General features: G+C 71.2%; 20 protein-coding genes. 12 read left to right on the top strand and 8 right to left on the bottom strand.

Annotation, left to right across the window (positions count from 1 at the left end; translation table 11 throughout):
- The first annotated feature begins 76 nt into the window (after window positions 1–76).
- From ACIBEI_RS01340 to ACIBEI_RS01330, 3 genes are read left to right on the top strand one after another with little or no spacing between them, the layout of a single operon-like run.
- Window positions 77–1,735, top strand: coding sequence for a sugar ABC transporter substrate-binding protein (locus tag ACIBEI_RS01340; RefSeq protein WP_398883863.1), 1,659 nt, complete (start codon window positions 77–79; stop codon window positions 1,733–1,735).
- 39 nt (window positions 1,736–1,774) lie between these two features.
- Window positions 1,775–2,905, top strand: coding sequence for a LacI family DNA-binding transcriptional regulator (locus ACIBEI_RS01335; RefSeq protein WP_398883861.1), 1,131 nt, complete (start codon window positions 1,775–1,777; stop codon window positions 2,903–2,905).
- An 18-nt stretch (window positions 2,906–2,923) separates the two neighbouring features.
- On the top strand, window positions 2,924–4,936 hold the full coding sequence (locus tag ACIBEI_RS01330) for a DUF2264 domain-containing protein (RefSeq protein WP_398883859.1): 2,013 nt from the start codon (window positions 2,924–2,926) through the stop codon (window positions 4,934–4,936).
- On the opposite strand, the gene ACIBEI_RS01325 is transcribed toward ACIBEI_RS01330, so the two are convergent.
- The gene (locus ACIBEI_RS01325) at window positions 4,857–5,294 is read right to left on the bottom strand and encodes an STAS domain-containing protein (RefSeq protein WP_398883857.1); all 438 of its coding nucleotides are present in this window, start codon (window positions 5,292–5,294) and stop codon (window positions 4,857–4,859) included. The genes ACIBEI_RS01330 and ACIBEI_RS01325 overlap by 80 nt on opposite strands.
- A 302-nt stretch (window positions 5,295–5,596) precedes the next feature.
- Between ACIBEI_RS01325 and ACIBEI_RS01320 the strand changes: the two genes are divergently transcribed.
- The 5 genes from ACIBEI_RS01320 to ACIBEI_RS01300 all read left to right on the top strand — a co-directional run bounded on the left by ACIBEI_RS01320 (window position 5,597) and on the right by ACIBEI_RS01300 (window position 11,638).
- Window positions 5,597–6,094 carry a hypothetical protein gene (locus tag ACIBEI_RS01320; RefSeq protein WP_398883855.1) on the top strand — a complete coding sequence of 166 codons (498 nt, stop codon included), beginning with the start codon at window positions 5,597–5,599 and terminating at the stop codon, window positions 6,092–6,094.
- A gap of 16 nt (window positions 6,095–6,110) precedes the next feature.
- Window positions 6,111–6,644, top strand: a complete 534-nt coding sequence (locus ACIBEI_RS01315) for a GNAT family N-acetyltransferase (RefSeq protein ID WP_398883853.1) — start codon at window positions 6,111–6,113, stop codon at window positions 6,642–6,644.
- A 127-nt stretch (window positions 6,645–6,771) separates the two neighbouring features.
- A complete protein-coding gene (locus ACIBEI_RS01310; protein WP_398883852.1) occupies window positions 6,772–8,271 on the top strand; it encodes an ABC transporter substrate-binding protein in 1,500 nt (499 codons plus the stop codon).
- 15 nt (window positions 8,272–8,286) lie between these two features.
- Window positions 8,287–10,350 carry an ABC transporter permease subunit gene (locus tag ACIBEI_RS01305; protein ID WP_398883850.1) on the top strand — a complete coding sequence of 688 codons (2,064 nt, stop codon included), beginning with the start codon at window positions 8,287–8,289 and terminating at the stop codon, window positions 10,348–10,350.
- A complete protein-coding gene (locus ACIBEI_RS01300; RefSeq protein WP_398883848.1) occupies window positions 10,343–11,638 on the top strand; it encodes an MDR family MFS transporter in 1,296 nt (431 codons plus the stop codon). The genes ACIBEI_RS01305 and ACIBEI_RS01300 overlap by 8 nt, the downstream gene beginning before the upstream one ends.
- Window positions 11,639–11,746: 108 nt before the next feature.
- Here the strand turns inward: ACIBEI_RS01300 and ACIBEI_RS01295 are convergent, their stop codons facing one another.
- Complete coding sequence (locus ACIBEI_RS01295; protein WP_398883846.1) at window positions 11,747–13,255, bottom strand: MFS transporter; 1,509 nt, start codon at window positions 13,253–13,255, stop codon at window positions 11,747–11,749.
- Window positions 13,256–13,379: 124 nt separating this feature from the next.
- Here ACIBEI_RS01295 and ACIBEI_RS01290 point away from each other — a divergent pair, with 124 nt between their 5' ends.
- The 3 genes from ACIBEI_RS01290 to ACIBEI_RS01280 all read left to right on the top strand — a co-directional run bounded on the left by ACIBEI_RS01290 (window position 13,380) and on the right by ACIBEI_RS01280 (window position 15,225).
- Window positions 13,380–14,213 carry an alpha/beta fold hydrolase gene (locus tag ACIBEI_RS01290; RefSeq protein ID WP_398883844.1) on the top strand — a complete coding sequence of 278 codons (834 nt, stop codon included), beginning with the start codon at window positions 13,380–13,382 and terminating at the stop codon, window positions 14,211–14,213.
- Window positions 14,214–14,289: 76 nt separating this feature from the next.
- The gene (locus tag ACIBEI_RS01285; protein ID WP_398883842.1) at window positions 14,290–14,688 is read left to right on the top strand and encodes an ArsR/SmtB family transcription factor; all 399 of its coding nucleotides are present in this window, start codon (window positions 14,290–14,292) and stop codon (window positions 14,686–14,688) included.
- Window positions 14,689–14,694: 6 nt separating this feature from the next.
- On the top strand, window positions 14,695–15,225 hold the full coding sequence (locus ACIBEI_RS01280) for an SRPBCC family protein (RefSeq protein ID WP_398883841.1): 531 nt from the start codon (window positions 14,695–14,697) through the stop codon (window positions 15,223–15,225).
- 25 nt (window positions 15,226–15,250) lie between these two features.
- Here ACIBEI_RS01280 and ACIBEI_RS01275 read toward each other — a convergent pair whose 3' ends face one another.
- The 6 genes from ACIBEI_RS01275 to ACIBEI_RS01250 form a co-directional block, all read right to left on the bottom strand.
- Window positions 15,251–18,019, bottom strand: coding sequence for an NHLP bacteriocin export ABC transporter permease/ATPase subunit (locus ACIBEI_RS01275; RefSeq protein WP_398885051.1), 2,769 nt, complete (start codon window positions 18,017–18,019; stop codon window positions 15,251–15,253).
- A 130-nt stretch (window positions 18,020–18,149) separates the two neighbouring features.
- Window positions 18,150–20,366, bottom strand: a complete 2,217-nt coding sequence (locus tag ACIBEI_RS01270; protein WP_398885049.1) for an NHLP family bacteriocin export ABC transporter peptidase/permease/ATPase subunit — start codon at window positions 20,364–20,366, stop codon at window positions 18,150–18,152.
- A gap of 47 nt (window positions 20,367–20,413) precedes the next feature.
- Window positions 20,414–21,220, bottom strand: a complete 807-nt coding sequence (locus ACIBEI_RS01265; protein ID WP_398883839.1) for an HlyD family efflux transporter periplasmic adaptor subunit — start codon at window positions 21,218–21,220, stop codon at window positions 20,414–20,416.
- 115 nt (window positions 21,221–21,335) lie between these two features.
- Window positions 21,336–21,551: a type A2 lantipeptide gene (locus tag ACIBEI_RS01260; protein WP_189844118.1), complete on the bottom strand. Its 216-nt coding sequence runs from the start codon at window positions 21,549–21,551 to the stop codon at window positions 21,336–21,338.
- Window positions 21,552–22,056: 505 nt separating this feature from the next.
- Complete coding sequence (locus ACIBEI_RS01255) at window positions 22,057–22,752, bottom strand: type 1 glutamine amidotransferase domain-containing protein (protein WP_398883837.1); 696 nt, start codon at window positions 22,750–22,752, stop codon at window positions 22,057–22,059.
- 175 nt (window positions 22,753–22,927) lie between these two features.
- Window positions 22,928–23,341, bottom strand: a complete 414-nt coding sequence (locus tag ACIBEI_RS01250; RefSeq protein WP_398883835.1) for a PaaI family thioesterase — start codon at window positions 23,339–23,341, stop codon at window positions 22,928–22,930.
- A 185-nt stretch (window positions 23,342–23,526) separates the two neighbouring features.
- Here ACIBEI_RS01250 and ACIBEI_RS01245 point away from each other — a divergent pair, with 185 nt between their 5' ends.
- The gene (locus ACIBEI_RS01245) at window positions 23,527–24,855 is read left to right on the top strand and encodes a S1 family peptidase (RefSeq protein WP_398883833.1); all 1,329 of its coding nucleotides are present in this window, start codon (window positions 23,527–23,529) and stop codon (window positions 24,853–24,855) included.
- Window positions 24,856–24,987 lie beyond the last annotated feature (132 nt).

Raw genomic sequence — 24,987 nt, 5'->3', positions numbered from 1 at the left:
GCAAATGTCACAGCCCCGCGCCCCTGAAGGGGCGCGCCCGTCCCAACCAATCATCCAGAGCTGGGAGAGAACACGTATGTCCCGTACACCGCTGTCCCGTCGTGCCCTGATGCGTACCGCTGCCGTGGGTGTTGTTGCGCTGGCTGCTCCGGTCGGACTGACTGCCTGCTCCACGGAGTCGGGGGGTGACGGGGTGTCCAACGCGGGCAAGAAGCTCGCCCCTTGGCCCGCCTACAAGGCCTTCGCGGGGCCGAAGCCGGATCTTGCGCCCACCGCGGAGGGGGTACAGCCCGGTTACGTGTCCTACCCGGCCGATCTCGCGCGGTCGGTGTCCCGTACGCCGGGGGACGGGTCCACCGTCAAGGTGATGTCCGTGTCGTTCGGTACGCCGCCGAAGCCGGCCTCGTCCAACAAGTTCTGGCAGGCCGTCGAGAAGGCACTCGGCGTGAAGATCGAGTACACGGTCATCTCGCAGACCGACTACCAGAAGAAGATGGCCACCGTGATGGCGGGCGATCCGGATGAACTCCCGGACATCATCAACATCTTCTCCGGGTTCGCGCTGCCCCGCGAGGCCCAGTTCGTGCAGCGGCGTGCCGAGGACCTCACGCCGTTCCTCTCCGGGGACGCGGTCGAGGACTATCCGAACCTCGCGAATATCCCGACGCACGCCTGGCGTGACATGGGCCGGATCGGTGGACGTATATACGGCATTCCGCTGGAGCGGCCGCTGCCCGGATCGACCCTCTGGCTCAACGACGAGTACTTCGAGGATGCCGGGATGAAGGAGGGCTGGACCGACCAGGACTTCGCGGCGGTCGCCAAGAAGGGGACGGGCGGGAAGAAGTACGCCCTGGGCGCCGCGGTCGGATCCGTGTTCGGGGACGGGTTCCACTCGGCGGCGCACGGTGTGCACGCCCGGGGCTGGTCGGTGAAGGACGACGGCACGTTCCTGCCGGTCGTGGCCGACGAGCGGTACAAGCAGATGCTCGACTTCCAGCTCGGACTGCGCAAGGCGGGCTCCTACCACCCCGACGCGACCTCCATCTCCCAGATCGACATGATCGCCCTCTACTACAACGGGACGGTCGGCTCGCTCCAGGACGGATTCGGCGGCTACCTCCCCAAGTTCCTGGAGAAGGGCCGCACGTACACGCCAGCACCCGCTCTCCCGTACAGCGTGGGCGGTACGCCCGGCGGGATCGTCGGGGCACGCCGCTCGTTCGGCTACACCGTCGTCAAGAAGGCGAAGAAGGAGCGCGTGCAGTTGTTGCTGCGCATCCTCGACTATCTCGCGGCTCCGTTCGGCAGCAAGGAGTGGGAACTGGTCCATTACGGAGTCGAGGGCACCCACTTCACCCGGGCCAAGGACGGTTCGCCCGAGCCCAACGCGCTCGGCCAGGTCGAGAACAACACCAACCTGCCGCTGAAGTACCTCGCCGAAGGACCCCAGGCGCTGTTCGTGCCCGGGATGCCCGACGCCGTGAAGGCCCTGCACGCCTGGCAGGTCAAGACCGTTCCGCACGCGGTCCGCAATGCCTCGTACGGGCTGCAGTCCCGGACGTACACCGCACAGGGAACCACCCTCGAAACGCTCCTCAAGGACACCGCCACCGGCATCATCGCGGGACGCACTCCGCTGTCCGAATGGGACGCCACCGTCAGGACCTGGCGGCAGCGGGGTGGCGACAGAATGGCCGAGGAGTTCGCCAAGGACCACGCCGCCAACAACTGACGCGGCAGGTCGGGCGGTTGTGAGGGGAGACACGGGGAGATGGGCAACGACATGGCAGAGGCGGAGCCGACGGCGAAGCGACGCGTCACCATTCGCGAGGTCGCCGAGCGGGCAGGCGTGTCCATGGCCACCGTCTCGCGTGTACTCAGCGGCAACCACCCCGTGCCCGCGTCCACCCGGGCCCGTGTGCTGCGCGCGTCCCGCGACCTCGACTACGTGGCCAACGCGCACGCCCGCGCCCTGGTCGGCGGCGGCCGCAAGATGGTCGCCGTCGTCCTGCGGCAGGTCACCAGCCCCTTCTACGCACAGGTCGCCGAGGGCGTCGAGGCCGAGGCGGCCTCCCGCGGCTGGCTGTGCCTGGTTGGCACCACCGGCGGGGACCCGCAACGCGAGCTGGAGTTCGTGCAGTTGATGCGCGAGGAGGGCGCCCGGCTGGTCGTCCTCGTCGGCGGGGTCGTCGAGGACGACGCCTACCGGGAGCGCGTCGCGCACTACGCCCAGGCCCTCGACTCGGCAGGCGCGCGCCTCGTGCTGTGCGGACGGCCCGCGCCCGACCCGGACATCCCCGCGCTCGTCGTCGAGTTCGACAACGAGGCCGGCGCCCACGCCATCACCGGCCATCTCCTCTCGGCCGGCCACCGAGGGATCGTGTTCCTCGGCGGGCTGCCCGGCAACACGGCACTCGACGCGCGCGTCGCCGGATACCGCGCGGCGCTCGCGGAGCACGGCCTGCCGCCCGAAGCCGCCCATGTCGTCGACTGCGGCCTCGGCCGGGCGGCGGGCCACCGGGCGATGACCCAACTCCTCAAGGAGACGGCGACGACCCAACTCCTCAAGGAGACGCCGGACTTCACCGCCGTCTTCGCCGGGGACGACATGGTCGCCGCCGGAGCCCTGCGGGCCATCACCGAAGCCGGGCTGCGCGTGCCCGACGACATCTCCGTCGTCGGCTACAACGACATCCCGCTCGCCGAGGACTTCAACCCGCCGCTCACCACCGTGCGCACCCCCGCCGAGGAACTCGGCCGGGCCGCCGTACGCATCGCCCTGCGCGACCCCGAGCACGCAGCGGGCGCCCACCATCTGCTCGGCACCCACATCGTCGTGCGCGACAGCGTCCAGCCGCCCCCGCAGGCGCCGCGCGACGCAGCGCACGAACGCCCCCACTGACGGAGGACCCACCCCCGTATGACCGCGCCGCACGTGTCGCTCACCGACCCGACGCACCCGTCCTTCCTGCCGCCCCCCGACCTCGTACGGTCACCCGTCACCGGCTGGACCCGCGCACACTGGGAGGCGATGGCCGACCGACTCCTGGACGGCCTGCTCCCTTACGCTTCAAGGGAGTTGGCCCAGTACCGGCTGCCCGGCAGGCCCGGCCACGCCGGATCCTGGTCCGACGGCCTGGAGGGGTACGCCCGCTCGTTCCTGCTCGCCGCCTGCCGCATCGCGGGCTCCGGCGGGCGCGTCCCGCCGGGGCTGATCGAGCGGTACGCGGCCGGACTCGCCGCCGGTACCGACCCGGAGGGCGCCGAGCGCTGGCCGCCCATCACCGACCGGGCCCAGCCCATGGTCGAGGCCGCCTCGATCGCGATCGCCCTGCACGAGACCAGACAGTGGATCTGGGACCGTCTCGACGACGCGGTACGGCAGCGGGTGGCCGCCTGGCTCGGCGGATTCGTCGGCGCCCGGGCCAACGACTCCAACTGGCGGCTCTTCCAGGTCGTCACGGAGGAGTTCCTCGCCTCGGTGGGCGCCCCGCACAGCCGCGCCGAGATCGACGCCGGCCTGGCGCGGCTGGAGGACTGGTACCGGGGCGACGGCTGGTACACCGACGGCGACGGCCGCAAGTTCGACTACTACAACGGCTGGGCCCTGCACCTGTATCCGATCCTGTGGGCGCGCATCGCCGGACCCCGCGCGGACGACGCGCTGACAGAGGTCCACCGGGCCCGTCTGCGCGCGTTCCTCGGCACGTACCAGTACTTCTTCGGCTCGGACGGCGGACCCGTCCACCAGGGCCGCTCCCTCACCTACCGCTACGCGACGGCCGCCCCGCTGTGGGCCGGAGCACTCGCCGACGCGACCCCGCTGCCGCCCGGCCGCACCCGTCGTCTGGCGTCGGGCGCCCTCAAGCACTTCACCGAGCGAGGGGTGCCCGACGAACGGGGACTGCTGAGCCTGGGCTGGTACCGGCCCTTCCTCCCGGTCACCCAGCCGTACTCGGGTCCCGCCTCCCCGTACTGGGCGAGCAAGGCGTTCCTCGGGCTGCTGCTCCCCGCCGGCCATCCCGTCTGGACGGCTCCCGAGGAACCGGGCCCGGTGGACACGGCGGACGCGTGTCTGGCACTGCCCGCTCCCGGCTGGCTGCTCCACTCGACCGCCGCCGACGGGATCGTACGACTCGTCAACCACGGCAGCGACCGCCTGCCACCGCCGCCGGCCGCAGCCGAGGACAGCCCGCACTACTCGAAGTTCGCGTATTCCAGCGCGACGGCACCCGACACCCCCGCGGACACCCCGGCGGACGGTCCCGCGGACACCTCGGCGCACGGTCCCGCGCCCGGGCCCGACAGCCACCTCGCCCTGCTCACGGCGGACGGGACGGCGGCCTCCAGGCGTGGCCGGATCCATCCCCTCGGCGCGGAGGGCCGGCGTGCGGCGTCCTGGCACCGCGCGGTCCTGCCGGGCTCCGGCGAGGGGCACCGCATCGGGACGACCAGCGTGGTCCACGGCCCCTGGGAGATCCGGGTCCACCGTGTCGAAGGGCCGCCGGGAGCCGTCGTACGCGAGGGGGGTTGGGCCCTGGCCGACGACCGTGGGCCGTTGACCGAGGCCGCGGGGCCCGGTTGGGCGCTGGCGCGCCGCGAGGCGGACGGCCTGACGAGCGCGGTCGTGGCGCTGCGGGGGTGGGAGGAGCCTGGCGCCGACGGCCCGTCGGACGGCAGCGTCGCACAAGTCCGCGGCGCCAACGCCTATGGCGAGTACTCCGCCACCCCCTGCCTGCGGCTGACCGGCCACCCGGGTCGTCCGCATCTCCTGGTCACGCTCGTTGTACTGAGCGCCGATCCGGCGCGGCCCTGCGACCCCGAGGCGCTGCGGGCACGGGCCGGTACACGTGTCACCGCGGCGGGAGCGGTGGTGGTGCATTTCCCGGACGGGACGGAGGAGGAAGTGCCGGCAGGGGCGGGAAACGGCTGAGGAGCCCCGAGGCGCGTAGCAGCCGGTGGATGCGGGGCTGGTCGGAGATCAGGCGGAGGGAGCCGCCCCGCTCCTTCGCCCGGCGGTCTGCCCGGCACAGCACGCGCAGCCCGGAGCAGTCGAAGAAGGTGACCCGGCGGAGGTCGACCAGGACCTGGGGCGCCGGGCCCGCGGTCACGGCGTCCAGATGCTCGGCCAGATCGCCGGCCGTCGCCATGTCGATCTCGCCGAGCACCTCGACGACGGTGAACCCGCCGCTCGGATAACTGTGGGCGTACGGACTCGCCGTGGGGACTTCGGACTCCGCGGTGCCGCCCGCGGGCAGCCCGGGGGCCTGGTCTTGGGATTCCGGCGACATGTCGTCTCCACCTCTGCAGGGGAGGGCGTATTCGATCTCGGTAGATACCCCGCCCGCGGGGGAACCATCCACGCCGCGCCGTCCACAAGATCTGGTTCACTCGACCCGGTGAATTTCAGCTGCAAAGGTTGACTTTTGGTCTTTGTGTTTACTCAACATGCCCTGTGCAAGGGGGTGTTGCGGACGTAGGGTCGCCGTGCTGCCCCGGTCGCGGGCCGCGTTTCTGCCCGTTGTCCGCGCGATTGTCCACGAGCCGTGTTCGAATGACTGACCATGAACTGTCTGACCAAGGAGGGTTGGCGGTGGGAACGCCGGTACGTACTCCGTCGGGCGGGCCGCCACTGCTGACCGAGTGCGGGCTCATGGAACCGGTGCAGGAGATGGAGTTCACCGCCCGTTTCTCCCGCGCGGACGGGGAGTTCGCCGCCGAGGAGGCCGCCGTGGCGGTGACGCGGGTGATCGACGCCCCGCTGTCCTTCGTCGCCCCGGTCCTCGACGCCGGCCGCTCCGCGAGCAAGTGTCTGCTGGCGCGCAGTGCCGCCGACACCTGCCGGATCGTGCTCACCGCCGACCTCACCGGCATCACCGTGGCTGCCACCGACGATGTCAAGGTCTCCCTGGACTCCTGCGACCAGGCCGGCGCCAAGAACCTGCCGCTGCTCGCCGTCGTCGACGGACTGAAGGTGCACCACGGGCCGGACGGCCATGTCTGGGTGGTGTGGAAGGGCTCCTGGCGGCGGGTGGACGCCACCTCCGACGGGCAGGGCGGCGACACCCCTGACGGGTCCGCCAAGCCTTAATGCATATGATGCGCAAGTGCGCGACTACTGCATAAGAACGGCGACCCCCGACGACCTCGACGGCGCGCGGTCCGTGATGCTCGACACCGTCTACCGGGACTTCGGCACCGGATACGTACCGCGCTGGCACCGCGACATCATCGACCTGGACTCCTTCTACCTCGCACCCGACCGGCACACCCTGCTGGTCGCGGTCGACGAGCGGGACGGCACGGTGGCCGCGACCGCCGCACTCGACTCCCGGGGCCCGGCGCACCCGCCCAACCCGCGGCACCTGGCCGAGCGCTACCCCTCCGGGGACACCGCCCAGCTGCGCCGTGTGTACACGCGCGCCGATCACCGGCGACAGGGCCTGGCCCGGCGGCTGGTCGGCGAACTCCTCGACTTCGCGGCGGCGGACGGCGGCTACCGCGCCGTCTATCTGCACACCGACCCGGCGGTACCCGGCGCCGAGGCCTTCTGGCGGTCCCTCGGCAAAGTGGTCCACGACGAGCGCGAGGAACCCGGCGGCGGGCAGCGGATCGTGCACTTCGAAGTCCCCTTGCCCTGACGGACCCCTTGCCCTGACGGACCCCTTGCCCTGATGGACTCCCTGCCCTGACGGGCGCTCTGCCCTGCCGGACCCACTGCGCGTGCGTCGGCCCCCACGAATCTCTCCCCCCACGAAGAAAGAGACCATGCGCTTTCTGCCGCGCCGTCGCCGGTTCGTCGCCGGCCTGCTGCTCGCCCCTCTGCTCACCGGCTGCTTCGCCTCCGAGGGCGGGGAGGAGTCCTCCGGCGGTGGGGACGACTCCCGGCTGAGGGTCGCGCTCGCCTTCCCGCCCGCGGAGAACTTCAACCCGTACGGCGCCGATGCCACGATCCTCAGCCGGCTCGGCGTCACCGAGGGTCTGACCCGCCTCGACGCCAACGGCGCCGCGGCCCCCGCGCTCGCCGAGTCGTGGAGCCGCGAGAACGACGGCAGTTGGCTGTTCACCCTGCGGGACGCGGCCTTCCAGGACGGCACCGAGGTCACGCCGAAGGCCGTCGCCGCGGCCCTCACCCGGGCCGCGGGCGCCGAGCCCGTGACCGCCGCCCTGTCCGGCGTCGAGCTCACCGCCGAGGCCGCGGGCGACCGACGCGTCCGGGTGACCACCGCCGAGCCCGACCCCGCACTGCCGTTGCGTCTGTCCAGCCCGGGACTGGTCGTCCTCTCCTCCAAGGCGTACGCCGACAAGGACGCCGTCAGCCCGATAGGCACCGCCACCGGACCCTTCGAACTCACCAAGGTCACCGGCACCACCGCGGCCACCCTGGACCGCTTCGACGACTACTGGGGAGGCCGCGCCCAGGCCTCCGGTGTCGACGCGAAGTTCATAGCCGACGGCACGGCCCGCACGAACGCGCTGCGCACCGGCGCCGCCGACATCGCCGAGGCCGTGCCGGTCTCGCAGGCGACCTCCCTCGACGAGGTGGCCCGCCGCGAGACGGCCACCACCCGCACCACGAGCCTGCTGCTCAACACCGAGAAGGGTGCCTTCAAGGACCCGAAGGCACGGGCCGCCGCCCGCGAGGCGATCGACACCTCCGACCTCGCGCGGGGCGTCTACGAAGGGCACGCCGACTCCGGCGTCGGCATCTACGGACCCGCCCTGACCTGGGCGGCCGACAAGCGCGTCAAGCCGACCGGGAGGGCCGAAGCGTTGGCCGTCGACGGCACATCGGTCACCGTGGCCACGTACGACAACCGGCCCGAACTGCCCGAGGTCGCCCAGGTGCTCAAGCAGCAGCTGGAGAAGGCCGGGTTCAAGGTGAAGCTGGAGGTGCGCGAGTACTCGCGGCTCGAAGGCGACGCGCTGGCCGGGAAGTTCGACGCGTTCGTGTCCGCCCGCAACACCATGCTCGACACCGGCGACCCCCTCTCCATCCTCGCCAGCGACTACACCTGCAAGGGCAGTTACAACCTGGCGCTGCTGTGCGACAAGAAGGTCGACAAGGCGGTCGCCGAGGCCGAGACGGTCACCGACACCGCGAAGCGGCAGGACGCGGCGATGACCGCCGAAGCGGCGGTCCTCGGCACGGACGCCGTCGTGCCGCTGGTCCACCAGCGGATCGTCACCGGCGTCGGCGCCGCAATCAGCGGAGTGCTGCTCGACCCGTACGAGCGCGGCCTCGTCGGCGTCGGCACGCGGCGCTGACGGGCGGCGGCGTACGTGCTCAAGGCCGTCGTACGCGGCGGGGCGCCGGGGCTGCTCTGGCGCGCCGCCCTCGTCGCCGCCCTGCTGTGCGGTGTCGGGCTGCTGCCCTGGCTGTCGCTCACGGACCCGGCGCTCACCGTGCTCAAGGCACGGTCCGCCGAACGCGCCCCGACGCCCGAGGTACTGGACGCGATCCGCGCCCAACTCGGCCTGGACGCCGGGCCGTCGAAGCTGCTCGGCGACTGGTTCGGCGGGCTGCTGCACGGTGACGCGGGCCGGTCGTGGATCTCCGGCGCGGAGGTCACGCCGTCGGTGCTCCAGGCGCTCGGGGTCTCGCTCCTGCTGATGGGCGGGTCGCTGGCCGTCGCGGTGCTCACGGCGGGGGCGGTGTGCGCCCGTACGCTGCGGCTCGGTGCGGGGCGGCGGCTCGACGGCCGGCGCTCGGCGGGCACCGGATCGGCGCTCCTGTCCACGCTGCCCGACTTCCTGACCGCCTCGGTGCTCGCCGCCGTCGTCGGGGTGCAGCTCGGCTGGCTGCCCGCGCTCGGCTGGTACGGGCCCCAGTGGATGGTGCTGCCCGCGCTGTCGCTCGGCCTGCCCGCGGGCGCGCTGCTCGGGCGGATGCTCGACGACCTGCTGCCGGGCGCCTTCGCCGAGCAGTGGGCTCTGGCCGCCGCCGCGCGAGGAGTCCCGGGCCGGAGCATCGCCCGGCAGGCACTGCGCCGCTGCGTGCCCGGACTGCTCCCGAACTTCGGCCTGTTCGTCGTGGGCCTGACCGGTGGCGCGGTCGCCGTGGAGCAGGTCTTCGACGTCCCCGGCCTCGGACGACTGACCCTCCAGGCCGCGGTGGCCCAGGACCTGCCCGTCCTCCAGGCGGGCACTCTCGCACTCGTCCTGCTGGCGGCGGTCGCCGGAGGCCTCACCCGGCTCACGGCCCGGCTCCTGATCGGCCCGGCCCTGCGCGACGGCGCGCTCTCCTCGCTGCACCGCCCGACACCGCCCCGCCCAACGACCCTGCCCCTGCTGTACGGCGGCCTGCTGCTCGCGGTCGTCGCGCTGGGCCTTGCCCGCGATCCGCTGCGCCTCGACACCACCGCCCGGCTCCAATCTCCTTCCGGGGCACACCCGTTCGGCACGGACGGGCTCGGACGCGATGTGCTGGCCCGGGTCGGCCACGGGGCGCTGAGCACCCTGGCCCTGGCCCTCGCCGTGAGCGCGGCCGCGCTCGTGCTGGGCGTTCTGCTGGGTCTGCTGCCACGGTTCTCCGGACCGCTCGTCGACACGGTCAACGCCGTACCGCCGGTCCTCGCGGCCCTCCTCGTCACGGGCGTCGTGGGCAGCGGCCCCTCCACCCCGGCCCTCGCGGTGACCGCCGTCGCCTGGGCACCGCTCGCGGCCCACACCTCGGCACTGCTCCAACAGGAGCGCGCCACCACACACTTGACGGCCACCCGGGGCCTGGGCGCGGGCCCGCTCCAACTGCTCCGCCACGAACTCATCCCGGCCGTCCTGCCTCCGGTCGTACGCCACGCGCTGCTCCGCCTGCCGGGTGTCGCCCTGGCCCTCGCGGCCCTCGGTTTCCTCGGCCTCGGCGCGCAGCCGCCGTCCCCGGAGTGGGGCCTGCTCCTGTCCGAGAACCAGCCGTACGCGGAACGGGCCCCCTGGGCGGTACTGGCCCCCGCCGCCGCACTCGCCCTGCTGGGGGCGGTGGCCGTCACGGGCGGGGGCGGGGTGCGGTGGCCCCGACGCGTACGGCGCCGGGGCGCTGGTGGGAGCGAGTCGGTGGCGGGGCCGGGGGAAGAGGCGGCGGAACGGAAGGCGGCGGGTGTGCCGGTGGCCGCAAGGTCGGCGGAGGCTGCGCAGCTGACCCCGACCGACGAGGCTCCCGCGGCAGGTCCGGTGGACTCCGTGGATCGGGGGGCCTGGGCAGCGGCGGCCGGTGCCGCGAGTGCCGGGCGCCGCACAGGCTCGGCGGGTGCGGGCGGTCCGCTCAACACGTATGGCGCACCAGGCGCACCCACGGCACCGGCCTCACCTGGTCCGGCCGGTCCGGCCGGAGGCGTGACGCCTGATGTCTGAACCATCGCCACCGCAGGCGGCACCCGGGAAAAGCGCCACCACCCACCGCCCCCGCCGAAGAATCCTTTCCTCGCTGCGGACCTTCGCCTCCCTGCCTCCGCTGCTCCGGCTGCTGATCCTCACTCAGCTCGCCTTCAACATCGGGTTCTACGCGGTGCTGCCGTTCCTCGCGGAGCACCTCGGCACGGCGATCGGCATGGCGGGCTGGATGGTCGGGCTGGTGCTGGGGCTGCGGACCTTCAGCCAGCAGGGGCTGTTCGTGGTGGGCGGGGCGCTGGCGGACCGGTACGGCGTACGGCCGGTGGTGCTCGCCGGCTGTGTGCTGCGGATCGCCGGATTCGGCTGGCTCGGTTTCGCGGAGGCGAGCTGGGCGGTCGTCGGAGCCGTACTCCTGATCGGCTTCGCGGCAGCGCTGTTCTCGCCGGCCGTCGAGTCCGAGGTGGCCCGGCAGGCGGTGTGCCGGGAGGAGGCGGGGGAGGGCCCGCGCACCCATGTACTCGCCCTGTTCACCGTGGCGGGCCAGGCGGGCGCGTTCCTCGGGCCGTTCATCGGCGCGCTGCTGCTGGCCGTGGACTTCCGCGCCGTCTGCCTCGCCGGTGCCGGAGTCTTCGTACTCGTCCTGGCCGGGCACGCGTGGCTGCTGCCGCAGCACATCCCCGGCCGGGCACGCGTGCAGAACCGTGGTGCAGTGCGGCGGCTGGTGCGTAATCGTGGCTTCCTCGCGCTGTGCTGCGCGTACGGGGCCTATCTGCTGGCGTACAACCAGCTGTACCAGCTCCTCCCCGTCGAGGTGGAGCGCGCGGCGGGCTCGCAGGCGCCGCTTGCCTGGCTGTTCGCGCTCTCCTCGCTGCTGGTGGTGACGGCCCAGCTGCCTCTCACACGCTGGGCGGCGGACCGGCTCGACCTGCGCCGGTCCATGGCGACGGGGCTGCTGCTCATCGCGGCCGGCTTCGCGGTGGTCGCCGTGGCCAGGCCCGCCGCGTGGACGGGAACCGTGGGGCTCCTGCCCGCGGCCGGTTACGTCGTCCTGCTCACCCTCGGCCAGATGCTCGTCGCGCCCGCCGCCCGTGCCTGGGTGCCCGACCTCGCCGACGACGGCAGACTCGGCCTCTACACGGGCGCGCTGTCCTCGGTCTCCGGCTTGATCGTCCTGGTCGGCAGCGCGGCCACCGGTTCCCTCCTGGACACGGGCCTGCCCCCGGCCGTGCCCTGGCTCGTGCTCGCCGCACTGCCGGTGGCGGCGATCGCCCTGCTGCCGCGGCACCACCGCGCCGAGCCGCCGACATGAAAGGCCGGAGCCGGTGACACGAAGGACGCCATGAAGGTGACACGAAGGACGACATGAAAGAGGGGCCGCCGTCTCCCTGCAGACGGCGGCCCCTCGGCTTTCGGAGGGTCACATGTGGACGACCGGCGCGGCTTCCGCGTCCTGCTCGGGAACCCCACGGCGGTAGAGCAGGAAGGCGATCACCGTGCCCACCGCGAAGAATCCCGCGGACCACCAGAAGGCGGTGGTGTAGCTCTCGATCGTCGACTGGGCCTGGACCAGCTTGTTCGTGGCGTCCTTGCCGGACAGGTAGCTGGTGGCGGCGCTCGCGGCGAGCGTGTTGAGCAGGGCGGTGCCGATGGAACCGCCCACCTGCTGCATCGCGTTGACCGTCGCCGAGGCGACTCCGGCGTCCTCCGGCGCGATACCGCTCGTGGCCAGGGCCATGGCGGGCGGCATCACGATGCCGAGTCCCACGCCGATCAGGAGCAGCTGCGGCAGTACGTCGGTCGAGTAGCTGGAGTCGAGGCCGATACCGGTCAGCCAGGCCATGCCGACCGCGGCGATCGCGAAGCCCGCCGGGATGACGACCTTCGGGCCGATGCGCGGCACCAGCTTCGTGGTGGAGACCTGGGCCATGACCATCAGGGCCGCCATCATCGGCAGGAAGGCCACACCGGTCTTCGTCGGGCTGAAGCCCAGGTTCAGCTGCAGGTAGTAGGTGAGGAAGAGGAAGACTCCGAACATGCCCGCACCGGTCACGAGCACGGCGAGGAACGAGGCTCCACGGCTGCGGTCGAGCAGGACGCGCATCGGCAGCAGCGGGTGCGCGGCACGGGTCTGCCACCAGGCGAACACCGTCAGGAGCAGCCCGCCCGCGATCAGGAAGCCCCAGGTCTGCGGCGAACTCCAGTCGTGCGTCTCGGCGTTGGAGAAGCCGTAGACGAGGGCGAAGAGACCGGAGGAGACCAGCAGCGCGCCTGGCAGGTCCAGCTTGGAGCTCGCGGCGTCACGGTGGTTGCTCAGCAGCATCCAGCCGCCTACCAGGGCGATCACGGCGAAGATGATGTTGACGTACAGGGTCCAGCGCCAGTCCAGCGCGTCCGTCAGGACACCACCGAGCAGCAGTCCGAGCGCACCGCCCGCACCGGCGATGGCGCCGTACACGCTGAACGCCTTGGCGCGTTCCTTGGCGTCGGTGAAGGTCGTGTTCAGGAGCGAGAGCGCGGCGGGTGCGAGGAGGGCGGCGAAGACACCCTGGAGGGCGCGCGCGGTGACCAGCATTCCGAAACTGTTCGCCGCACCGCCGAGCACGGAGGCCCCGGCGAATCCCGCGACACCGATGAGGAACGTGGGCTTTCGCCCGAAGAGGTCGGCCAGCCGGCCGCCCAGCAGAAGCAGTGAGGCGAACGCCAGCGCGTACGCGGTGACGATCCACTGGCGGTTGCCGTCGGAGAAGCCGAGGTCCGCCTGTGCCGACGGCAGGGCGATGTTCACGATGGTCGCGTCCAGCACCACCATCAGCTGGGCGATCGCGATGATCGAGAGGATCCACCACCGCTTCGCCGTCGACGGCGCGTCGGCCTTGTCGGGTGTGCCCCTACGGGCATCTTCGGAAAGAGTCTCAGTCTGGGGCATCGGAGCATCACTCCAGGGAAGGTCGCTCGGGATGACGGCTACGTAAACGAAACCGTTTCGTACGCCTTGAGGCTAGACCACTTTTATCGAAACGGCAAAGTTTCGCTACTGAGAGAGGGCTCACATGCGCAGGGGCATGTTCGAGGTCGACGGGGCCGAGCTGTACTACGAGGTGCGCGGAGACGGGCCCGCACTGCTGCTGATCAGCGGCGCAGGGGGCGACGCCGGGTATTTCACGGGGATCGCCGACGACCTGGCGGACGCCTTCACCGTGATCACGTACGACCGGCGGGGCAACTCCCGCAGCACGGGCCAGGGCGACGCGCCCATGGATCTGGCCCAACAGGCCACCGACGCACGCGCGCTCATCGACGGCCTGGCGGTCGGCCGCGCCCTGGTGTTCGGCAACAGCGGAGGCGCGATCATCGGGCTGACGCTGGCCGCGCGCCACCCGGAGGCGGTCGCCGGGCTGATCGCCCACGAACCGCCCGCCGTGAACGTCCTGCCCGACGGTGACCCCGCACGCGACTTCTTCGCCGAGGTGGCCGAGGCGTACGCGCGGGACGGCGCCCCGGCGGCGGGCCGCCTCTTCGCGCAGACCGTACGCGGCGAGGGTACGTACCTGTGGCCTGAAGACCTCTGGAAGCGGTTCCTCGGCAACGGCGACCACCTCTTCGGCCGCGAGTGGCCGGGCTTCGCCGCCTTCCTGCCGGACGAGGCCGCGCTCTCGCGTGCCCCGTTCCCGATCATCCTGGGGGCCGGCTCGGCGGACCGAGGTACGTACTACGCGCGGCCCTCGATCGAGATCGCCCGCAGGGTCGGCGTGCCTTGGGTGGAGTTCCCCGGCATCCACATGGAGTTCCTGCCGCGCCCAGCGGGCTTCGCGGCGGCCCTGCGGGTCCTGGCGACGCAGATGTGGACGCGGGGCGGTGAGGTGCCTCAGGGGTGGCGCGGGTGAGGTCGCGGACGCCTGTTGGCGTTCCCGAGCCGTTTATTCCTTGACTGGCATATAACTGTAGAGGCATATTGGAGTCATGTCCGACGCCTCCCTCTGGGCCGCGCTCGCCGACCCGCACCGAAGGTCCATCGTCGCGCTCCTCCTTGAGCGGCCACGGCCCGTCGGTGAGATCGTCGAGGCGTGCGGTCTGAGCCAGCCGAGCACCTCCAAGCATCTGAAGGTGCTGCGGGACGCCGGCCTGGTGCGCGTACGACAGGACGCGCAGCGCCGCGTCTACGCGCTCGACCCGGCGCCGATCGCGGAGCTGGACGCGTGGCTCGCCCCGTACCGCAAGCTCTGGAGCACGAGCCTGGACGCGCTGGGTCGACGCCTGGACGAGACGGCGACGGCCGCGGAGCGGGCGACGGCCCCGGAGACCTCGACGGCGGGGGAGTCGTCGGACGCAGACACCCCAACCCCCTCCCCGAAGGACTGAGCCACCATGTCCACGGAACCCACCGGTACCTACCTGACCCTGGACGACGGCCGCCCCGCCGTCCGCTTCACCCGCACCTACGACCACCCCGTCGACCGCGTCTGGGAGTTCGTCACCGAGCCCGCGGAACTGGCCCACTGGTTCCCCTCCAGCGTCGAGATCGAGCTGCGTGAGGGCGGCACGATCAGGTTCGGCGGCGACCCGAACATGGACGACTCCACCGGACGCGTCCTCGCGGTCGACGCGCCACGGCACCTCTCCTTCAGCTGGGGCGGCGACGAACTGCACTTCGATCTGGAGGAGTTGGACGACAAGCGCACTCGCTTCACCCTCACCAACGTCCTGGAGGCCGAGAACACGGCTGCCCGCAACGGCGCCGGCTGGGAGGTGTGCCTCTCCGCCCTCGACGCGCACGCCCGGGGAGCCTCCTTCGGCGGCCCGCACGCGGGTGCCGATGCGCCCTGGCAGGAGGTCTACCGGGCGTATGTGGAGGCAGGCGTCCCCTCGGGCGCCCCGGTCCCCGGACTGGACACCTGACTCCGGCCCCTCCCGCCGCGTCCGGCTACTGCATCTGCCGCCGCACCAGCTCGTGCAGTCGCCCGCCCGTGTCCGCCAACAGCTGGGCGGGCGGGCCCTGTTGGGCGACCCTGCCGTCCTCCATCACGATCACGCGGTCCGCGTCCATGACGGTGGACAGGCGGTGCGCGATCACCACGCGCGTGGCGTTGAGGGCGCGGGTGCTCTCGATGACCGTGCGCTGGGTCTCGTTGTCCAGGGCGCTGGTCGCCTCGTCGAAGAACAGGATGCGCGGGCGCCGGATCAACGCCTGGGCGATCATCAGCCGTTGACGCTGGCCGCCGGACACGGCGCCGCTGCCGGAGACGATCGTGTGCAGGCCCATCGGCATGCGCTTGATGTCCTCGGCGAGACCGGCCATCTCGGCGGCGGCCATCGCCTCCTCGGGCGTGTAGGGCTCGGTGCCGCAGATGACGTCCAGGATCGACCCGGTGAAGGGCTGCGCGTGTTGGAGCACCACACCGCACTGACGGCGTACGGCGGACTGGTCGAGGGCCGCCAGGTCCTGGCCGTCGTACAGGACGCTGCCCGAGACCGGCTTGTCGAAGCCGATGAGCAGCCGCAGCAGGGTGGACTTGCCGCAGCCGCTGGGGCCGACGATCGCCACGAACTCGCCCGGCCGGATCGCGAAGGACACGTCGTCGAGGACGAGCGGACCGTCGTCGGTGTACCGGAAGGAGAGCTTTTTCGCCTCTATGGCCCCGGACAGCTCGGCGGGGCGTGTGCTCGCCACCCGCACCTCGGGCGTCGCGTCGAGGACCGGCCTGATCTCCTCGAACATCGGCAGCGCGGAGACCATCGACACGAAGGCACCCGTCACCTGGGTGACCGAGGTCAGCAGCATCGTCATCGAGGTGTTGAACGTCAGGAAGGCGGCGGCCGACAGCGAACCGCGCGCGGGGCCCGCAAGCAACATGAACATGATGAGCGAGCAGAGCGGCAGATACACCGCGCCCAGCACCGTCGTGAGGTTCTTGATCCGGCCCACGCGCTGCTGGAGTTCACGGCTGCGCGCGAACTCGCCCGCCCAGGCCGCGTACGCGTAGTTCTCCGCCGCCGCGACCCGCAGCTTGGGCAGACCGCGCAGGGTCTGGAACGCCTGGTTGTTGAGCTTGTTGCTCAGCACGACCAGCCGGCGCTGCCAGCGCACCTGCCACAGGCCGAGCCCGAGGAAGACTCCGGCGATGACGACGAGCATGCCGATCGCGGCGAGCGCCATCGGGACGCTGAACCAGAAGAGCAGCGCGAGGTTCATCGCGCCGACCGTCACCGACTGGACCACCACCGGGCCCACACCCGCCATCAGCCGACGGATCGCGCTGATCCCCATGGCCGCACTGGCCAGTTCACCGGTGGAGCGGGAGGTGAAGAACTTCGTCGGCAGCCGCAACAGCCTGTCCCACACGGCAGGTTGGAGCGTGGCCTCGATACGGCCCTCCAGCCGCAGCATGGTGAGGTTCTGCATCAGCATGAAGGCCGCCGACACCACACTGGCGATCATGATGGCCAGACAGAACTGGACGATCAGGCTCTCCTGGGCCTTCGGCACGAACTCGCCGAGCACCTTGCCGGTCGCGATCGGCACCAGCGCGCCGAGGGCCACCGTCACCAGACCGCTGAGCGCCAGGTTGCGCATGTCCCCGCCGGTGCCCCGGAGACTGAACCGCAGCAGCCGCAGCGGGCTCAGTCGGCGCTCGGGCAGCGGCCGGTAGAACATGACGGCCCGCTGCTCGAACTCCGCCGCGTTGGCCTTCTCAACCGGCGTCTCACGACCGCTCGACGGATGCACCGCCACATATCCGCCGCGCCGCCACAGGAGCGCGGCCGGGGCGCCGGACGCGACCCGGTGCCCGACAAGGGGCCCGATGTTGTCGCGCCACCAGCGCCCGTCGAGGCGTACGGCACGTACCCGGACCCGGGAGGCGAGCGCGATCCGTTCGACGGGGTCGAGCCGGTCGCTCTCCGCGCCGCCCTGCGACGGGTCGGCGAGCGTGATCCCGGCGGCGTGCGCGACGAGCTTGCAGGCGGCGTACGTGGCATCGGCGTCCGCCGCGCCCGGACCCGAGCCCGAGCGCTTGGACATGGAGGCGATGAGCGTCCGGTCGGCCTGCGCGCGGACCGCCTCGCCCGCCTTGATGCCCGCGGCCGTACGCGTCTCGTGCGTGCGCTCCAGCTGCTCGATCCAGCGGTCGAGGGTGGCCAGCAGCCGGTACTGCTGGTCGACCATCGTCTGCCACATCGCCGGGTCCACCAGGAGGTCCGCCGCGGCTTCGGCGCCGTACACGGAGCCGTACTGCACACTGCCCGGCGGCACCTGCATCCACAGTACGTCGTCGTCCGTGAGCACCGCGTCCCGCTCGGTCGCGAGGGGCGCCTCGAAGAGGATGGCGAGACCCCGGCCGACGCCGAGCGAGAGGGCGTACTCCAGCGGGCTGGTGGCCGGGGGGACGTACTGGGGGTTGCCGTACGCGTCGTACGTCCAGGTCTCGGTCTGCGGCGGCTGGTACAGCTCACGCAGCTCGATCCGGCGCAGTACGCACGCGCGCAGCGGCCTGCCGACCAGCGTGTGCTGGGGTCCCGCGACCGGGCCGAGCAGCAGCGAGCCCGCTTCGAGGCGGCCGAGGTGGTGCCAGTGGCCCTGCTGGGCGGCGTCGACCGCGAACAGGTCCATGGCGCCGGACGCGACCAGCCACAGCACGTGCGGCCCTTCGAGATCCAGACGGGTGAGGCCGGAGCCGTCTACCGGGGTGCCCATGCCGCCGAGCGCGGCGAGCACGTAGTCGCCCTCGGTGGCGGGCTGTTGGGGCTGCTCGTTCGGTTGATACTGCTGGTTCTGGTACTCGTGGTTCTGGTTCTGCTGGTTCTGTGGGTACGCGGATGTCATCTCATCGCTCCCTGACCAGCTCGGCGTACGCGCCGCCGGCCGCCACCAGGGCGTCGTGACGCCCGCGTTCCACGATCGTGCCGTGCTGGAGCACGACGATCTCGTCGCTGTCGCGCACGGTGCTGAGACGGTGCGCGATCACCACGCAGGCACAGCCGCGCTTGCGCAGGTTGTCCATGACGAGCTGCTCGGTCTCCGCGTCCAGGGCGCTCGTCACCTCGTCGAGCACGAGGATGCTGGGCCTGCGCACCAACGCCCGCGCGATCTCCAGGCGTTGGCGCTGGCCGCCGGAGAAGTTCCGCCCGTCCTGCTCGACCCGGCTCTGGATGCCGCCCGGGCGGCGCATCACCACGTCGTACAGTGCGGCGTCCTCCAGCGCGGCGACCACGGCCTCGTCCGGGATGGACGGGTCCCACAGCGCGATGTTGTCGCGGACCGAGCCCTCGAAGAGGAACACGTCCTGGTCGACGAAGGAGACGGAGGCCGCCAGCGCGCCGCGCGGGATGTCCTCCAGACGCTGGTCGTCGATACGGATCACGCCCTCCCAGGGCGCGTAGAGCCCCGAAATGAGCCTGGACACCGTCGACTTGCCGCTGCCCGAGCCACCGACCAGGGCGACCTGCTGGCCCGGGCCGACGGTCAGCGAGAAGCCCGACAGCAGCGGCTTGTCGAGCGGGCTGTAGCCGAACGTGATGTTCTCCAGCTCCACATGGCCGTGCAGCCTGCGGGTACTGTCACCCCCGCCGCGGCGCGAGTAGAGAGGATCGGCCGCGAAGTTCTCCACGTCCTTGAGACGGGCCACGTCTGCCGCGAAGTCCTGGATGCGGCCCGCGACACCGTTGAGCCGCGTGATCGGCGCGGTGAAGCGGGTCACCAGCGCCTGGAACGCGACCAGCAGACCGACGGATATGTGCCCCTCCACGGCCCGCATACCGCCGATCCACAGGATCAGCGCGCTGTTGAGCGTCGCGAGCGTCGGCGCGACCACACCCAGCCAGGCACTCGGCACACCGAGCCGCTGCTGCTCCTCCAGCGTGGTGGCGTGCTGCCCGGCCCACTTGCGGAAGTAGCCCTCCTCGCCGCCGGTCGCCTTCATCGTCTCGATCAACTGAAGGCCCGTGTACGCCGTGTTGGTCAGCCGCGCGCTGTCGGCGCGCAGCTTGGCCGTACGCGTCGCACGCAGCCGGATCACCACGCGCATCGCCACGATGTTGAGCAGCGCGACCGCGATGCCCACGGCCGTGAGCTGCGGATCGTACGTGTAGAGCAGCACGGCGTAGAGGACGACGACCACCGCGTCCACGCCCGCCGCCGCGAGGTCCCGGGCCAGGGTCTCGGCCACCGCGTCGTTGGACTGGAGGCGCTGCACCAGGTCGGCCGGGCTGCGCTGGGAGAAGAAGGTGACCGGCAGCCGCATCAGATGCCGGAGGAACTTCGCGCTGCTGAGCGTGGACGAGATGATGCGGCCGCGCAGCAGGTTCGTCTGCTGCAGCCAGGTCAGCACGACCGTCAGCAGCACCGTCGCGCCCATCGACGCGAACAGCACTCCGAGCAGCGAGGTCTGCCCGCCGATGAGGAACATGTCGATGTACGTACGGCTGAGCGCGGGCACCGCCGCACCGACCGCGACCAGCAGCAGGCTCGCCAGGACGGCTGCGGGCATCGTGCCCGACGTGCCGCGCAGCCGGGCGGGCATGGCGCCCATGACGCCGGGCTTGCGGCCGCCCTTCCTGAAGTCCGGACCCGGCTCCAGGACCAGCACGACACCGGTGAAGCTGGTGTCGAAGTCCTCCATGGGAACGAAACGGCGGCCCTTGCCGGGGTCGTTGATGTGCACACCGCGTCGGCCGAAGCGGCGCCCCATGCCGTCGTAGACGACGTAGTGGTTGAACTCCCAGAACAGGATCGCCGGAGCGCGCACCTCGGCGAGCGCGACCGTGTCCATCTGCATGCCCTTGGCGGTGAGGCCGTAACTCCGTGCCGCCTTGAGGAGGTTGCTGGCCCGGGAGCCGTCGCGGGAGACGCCGCAGGCGATGCGCAGCTCCTCCAGCGGGATGTGCCGTCCGTAGTGACCGAGCACCATCGCGAGCGAGGCGGCGCCGCACTCCACGGCCTCCATCTGGAGGACGGTGGGCGTACGCACGGTCTTGACCCGGCCCTTGGGGACGGTGCGCTTGGGCGGGGTGGCCTTGCGGCGGCCCCGTACGGGCGGCGGCAGTTGTGAATCCCGGCCGGCCGCGGTGGCGGTGGTCTCGCGGGGCGCGCTCACGGCAGCAGCCAGTCGACCGGACGCTGATCGTCCAGACGGATCGAGCCGGACGCCGTGGTCATGGAACTCAGCCGGAACGGCGGCCCGTCCGCGGACGACCACTTGTAGCCGGACTTCGTGGCCGACGAACGGTCGAGCCGGACGAGGACGGCCACCGGCCTGCCCTTCTTCGTGAACTGCTCGCCCAGTTGGCTGTCACCGAGGAAGGCGGCGATCTGCTGCTCCGACTGGGCGGCCCGGTCGACCGACTTCACATGGCCGCGCAGCACCCCGTACTGCTGGGTCGGCGCGGACTGGACGGTGAGGTCGACGGCCGCGTCCGAGGGAATCGTGGCGGCGTTCTCGGCGGGCACGTACACCGTCGCGTACAGCGGGTCGTCGGCGTCGGCGACCTTCTCCACGGCGGCCACGTTCGTGCCCGTGCTGATGATCGCGCCGATCGTGGCGGCGAGCCCGGTGACCCGGCCCGCGGCGACACTGCGTACGACCGTCTCGCCCTTCGCCGTACGGACCTTGAGTACGGGGGCGTTCGCGGCGATCCGTTGGCCCTGCTCGGCGACGACCGCGGTGACCTGGCCGGAGACGGGGCTCTGCAGGAGGTAACTGCCCTGCCCGTGCGTGAGGATGGCGGGCGCGCTCACCGTGGACGCCACGGAGCCCGTCACGGCCCAGACCGACGCGGCCGCCATGACGACCACCGTCACGAACAGCACGAGCCAGCCCTGGGGGCGGGCGAAGCGCACCGGGAGGTCGAGCTCCTCCGGCGACTGCAGCTTGGCGAGGGCCTGTTGGCGGAACTGCACGGTCTTCCCTCACCTGCGAGAAATGAGATCCGAACTTCCGAACTACGACATCCGTAAGTCCCGGAACCGGGAAGCGGTTCCGGGACTCACGGCACGCTATGCGATCACAGAGTGATCAGATGCCGGCGACCAGGCCGGTGACCGGGGCGGTGTTCAGGCCGGTCGCGCCCTCAACGGTGCCCACGACGGTGTCGACCAGGCCGGAAACCGGGGCGATGCCGTCGACGATGCCCGTGACGGTGCCGAGCGCGTTGACCGAGAGGCCACCGGAGACGTTGTCGAGCTCAGCGTCGGAGATCTCGACGGTGGCAACCTGGGGGGTGGAGTTCATGATGGAACTTCCCTTCCTATTGATATTCACAAGGGGGGAGCGGCCCCCTCTGGGGACAGATGGACGGCCGCGACCGCAGGCGTCCCGGAACCCGGAACCGGAAACCGTCGAACGACCCCCGCGGTGCAATGGATCAAAGCACGCTGCCGCGCCACTCATCCAATCAACGGCCCATGTGATCAGGGCATTTGAGAGCCGGATCGACTCAACGGTGCAGGCGTGCGCACGTCGCGGTGGCGACTTCTTCACATGACCCCGGGGTGATTCACATTTCGGCGACACGGGGTGTGAGTCCGAATCGGGCACACCTCACCAAAGACACGGCACGCGACGCTCCACTGTGTGGATTCGTCGCGTGCCGTGACCCGCGTGCGTATTCGATGTGCAGATTTGCTGAAGCCGGGATTCCGCTCCCTGGCTCGAACGGGCTGTTACCGCGTGGTGGCGGAGTGCAAGCCGATGGCCTCTGTTACGGGAGTGGCGTCCCCGGGCTACGGGAGTGGAGTCAGCCGAGCTTCTTGAGGAGCTCGGCGGCGAGCGGCGCGGAGGAGGCGGGGTTCTGGCCCGTGACGAGGTTGCGGTCGACGACCACGTACGGCGCCCACGGCTCGCCCTCCTGAAAGTCGGCGCCGGCCTCCACCAGCCGGTCCTGCAGCAGCCACTTGGCCTTGTCGGCGAAACCGGACTGGGTCTCCTCGGCGTTGGTGAAGCCGGTCAGCCGGTAGCCCGCGAAGGCGTTGCCGCCGTCCTCCTTCGTGGCGGCCAGCAGCGCGGCCGGGGCGTGGCAGACGACACCGAGGGGCTTGCCCGACTCCAGGGCGAGGGTGAGGAGCCGGCCCGAGTCGGCGTTGACGGCGAGGTCCTCCATGGGGCCGTGGCCGCCGGGGTAGAAGACGGCCGCGTACTCGTCCAGGTCCACGTCCTCCACACGGATGGGGTGCTGCAGCTCGGCGAACGAGCCGAGCGCGGCGGCGACCTCGGCGGCACCCTCCTCGCCGCCGTTGAACTCGGGAGCCAGGCTGCCCCGGTCCACGGTCGGCACGACGCCGCCCGGGGTGGCCACGACGACCTCGTGCCCCGCCGCCTTGAACGCCTTGTACGGGGCGACTGCCTCCTCGGCCCAGAAGCCGGTCGGGTGCTTGGTGCCGTCGGCGAGGGTCCAGAAGTCGGTACCGGTCACTACGAAAAGAATCTTTGCCATGCCTCGAAGGTAGGCCGACGGGACACGCAGATCCAATAGGGGATCCATTGGAGGGCATCGGATTTCCAATGGCATCACGGGAATAGACCCGAATGGCCGTCGGTGCGCCCGAATGTCGTCCTTTCATCACCCGCAACTGAAATAGACGGCTCCGGGCCCGGAAGCGGACCTCGAATCAGCCGAGCAGCGCGTACACGGTGCTCGCGCGGGCCGCGATCTCCTCCGTGCCCTCCGCGGTCATCGTGACGTCGGCGAAGGCCATCCGGCGGCCCAGTTTCGTCACGACCGCCTCGACCAGGACGTCCGCGTCCGTGACCGCGCGCTGGAACGTCGTGGACTGCTGGACCGTGGTCATCGGCCCGTACGCGCCGCGCGCCGCCGACACCGCGATCACCGTCGCCGTGTCCGCCGCGGCCATCAGGGCCTGCCCGGACAGCGAGCCGCCCTCCCGGGCCAGCCGACCGGACCAGGGCAGTCGCAGCACCGCCCGGGCTTCCCTCAACTCCTCGATCTTCAGACCGAGTTCGAGAACCCAGGGAGCGAAGTTCACCGAGAGGATCTTGTCCGCATCAGCGGTGGTCAGCGTCATGCGGGCATTGTTCCCCGGCATCGGCCACGGGGCACCTGGGACAACTGAATCGCGCTTTCGCAAAGGAAGTTGAGGAAAGACGTTGAACGCCACACGCACCGCTTGCGTACCTACAGCCATCCAGGCGCCCGCAGTCAGCTGCCATACGGCGGCTCGGACCCCCCAGTCCCCAGGAGGTCAAGAAGTTGAGTCACAAGCGGATACCCAAGCGCAAGGCCGTCATCGCCGCAGGAAGCGTGGTGGCGCTCGGCGCGGCGGCACTCATCCTGCCCAACGCGATGGCGTCCCAGACCGATGCGACGGAAGGTGCCGCGCCCAGAACGGTGAAGGCCGCGGAGGCGTCGGACCTCGCCTCGCAGCTGGCCGAACTGCTCGGTGAAGCCTATGCCGGTGCGTACTACGACTCGGGCAAGCAGCAGCTCATCATCAACGTCGTGGGCGACGACAACAACATCATCGTCCAGGCTGAGGAGGCCGGTGCCGTCGTCCAGCAGGTCGACAACAGCACCAAGGAACTCACGGCGGCCTCGCAGACGCTGAAGGCCGACGCGACCATCCCCGGCACCTCGTGGGCCGTCGACCCCCGGACGAACAAGATCCAGGTCACCGCCGACAGCACCGTCACGGGCGCAAAGTGGGACCAGCTCGAGTCGACCGTCAACACACTCGGTTCGGGCATGGCGACCATCAAGAAGTCCGCCGGCACGTTCAAGACGTTCGTCGAGGGCGGCGACGCCATCTTCGGCGGCGGCGCACGCTGCTCGCTCGGTTTCAACGTCGTCGCCGACGACGGCGCCCCGGCCTTCCTGACGGCGGGGCACTGCGGTGTCGCCGCGGCCGAGTGGTCGGACTCCGAGGCCGGCGCGCCGATCGGCACGGTCGAGGCCGCCACGTTCCCCGGTGACGGCGACTTCGCCCTCGTGAAGTACGACGACCCGGCGACCGAGGCACCCAGCACGGTGAACACCGGCCAGCAGTCGGTGGAGATCACCCAGGCCGCGGAGGCCGCTGTCGGCCAGGCCGTCATCCGGATGGGCAGCACCACCGGCCTGAACGACGGTGAGGTCACCGGCCTCAACGCCACCGTGAACTACCCGGAGGGCACGGTCACCGGTCTCATCCAGACCAACGTCTGCGCCGAGCCCGGCGACAGCGGCGGCTCCCTGTTCACCGCGGACGGCAGCGCGATCGGCCTGACCTCGGGCGGCAGCGGTGACTGCACCGTCGGCGGCGAGACCTTCTTCCAGCCGGTGACCACCGCGCTGGCCGCGGTCGGCGCGACGCTCGGTGCGGGCGACGCGGGTGCCGGCGAAGAGGCCGGTGCGGGCGAGGAAGCCGGTGCTGGTGAAGAGGCTGGTGCCGGTGAGGAAGCCGGTGCCGGTGGTGACGCGGTCGGCGGCGAAGAGGTCGGCGGCGAGGAGCAGGTCGGCGGCGTCGAGGACCAGAACGGGCAGGTCGAGGACCAGAACGGTAACGGCGTGGACGACGAGTCGGGTCTCACGAACCGTCAGTGACCTGAACGTACGTCGGTAACGGCGCCTCGTTGGTTTGGAGCGGCCCGGTTCTCCTGCTGGAGAGCCGGGCCGCTTCGTATGTATCGGGGGCCTTGGAGTGGTGCGTCGTCTGCGGGCCGCATAGGGCTGGTC

It is taken from the genome of Streptomyces sp. NPDC050988 (genome assembly GCF_044456225.1).
In the GTDB taxonomy this organism is placed as follows: domain Bacteria; phylum Actinomycetota; class Actinomycetes; order Streptomycetales; family Streptomycetaceae; genus Streptomyces.
Note: the sequence above shows the minus strand (reverse complement) of the source record. Positions and strands in the feature narration are given on the sequence as shown.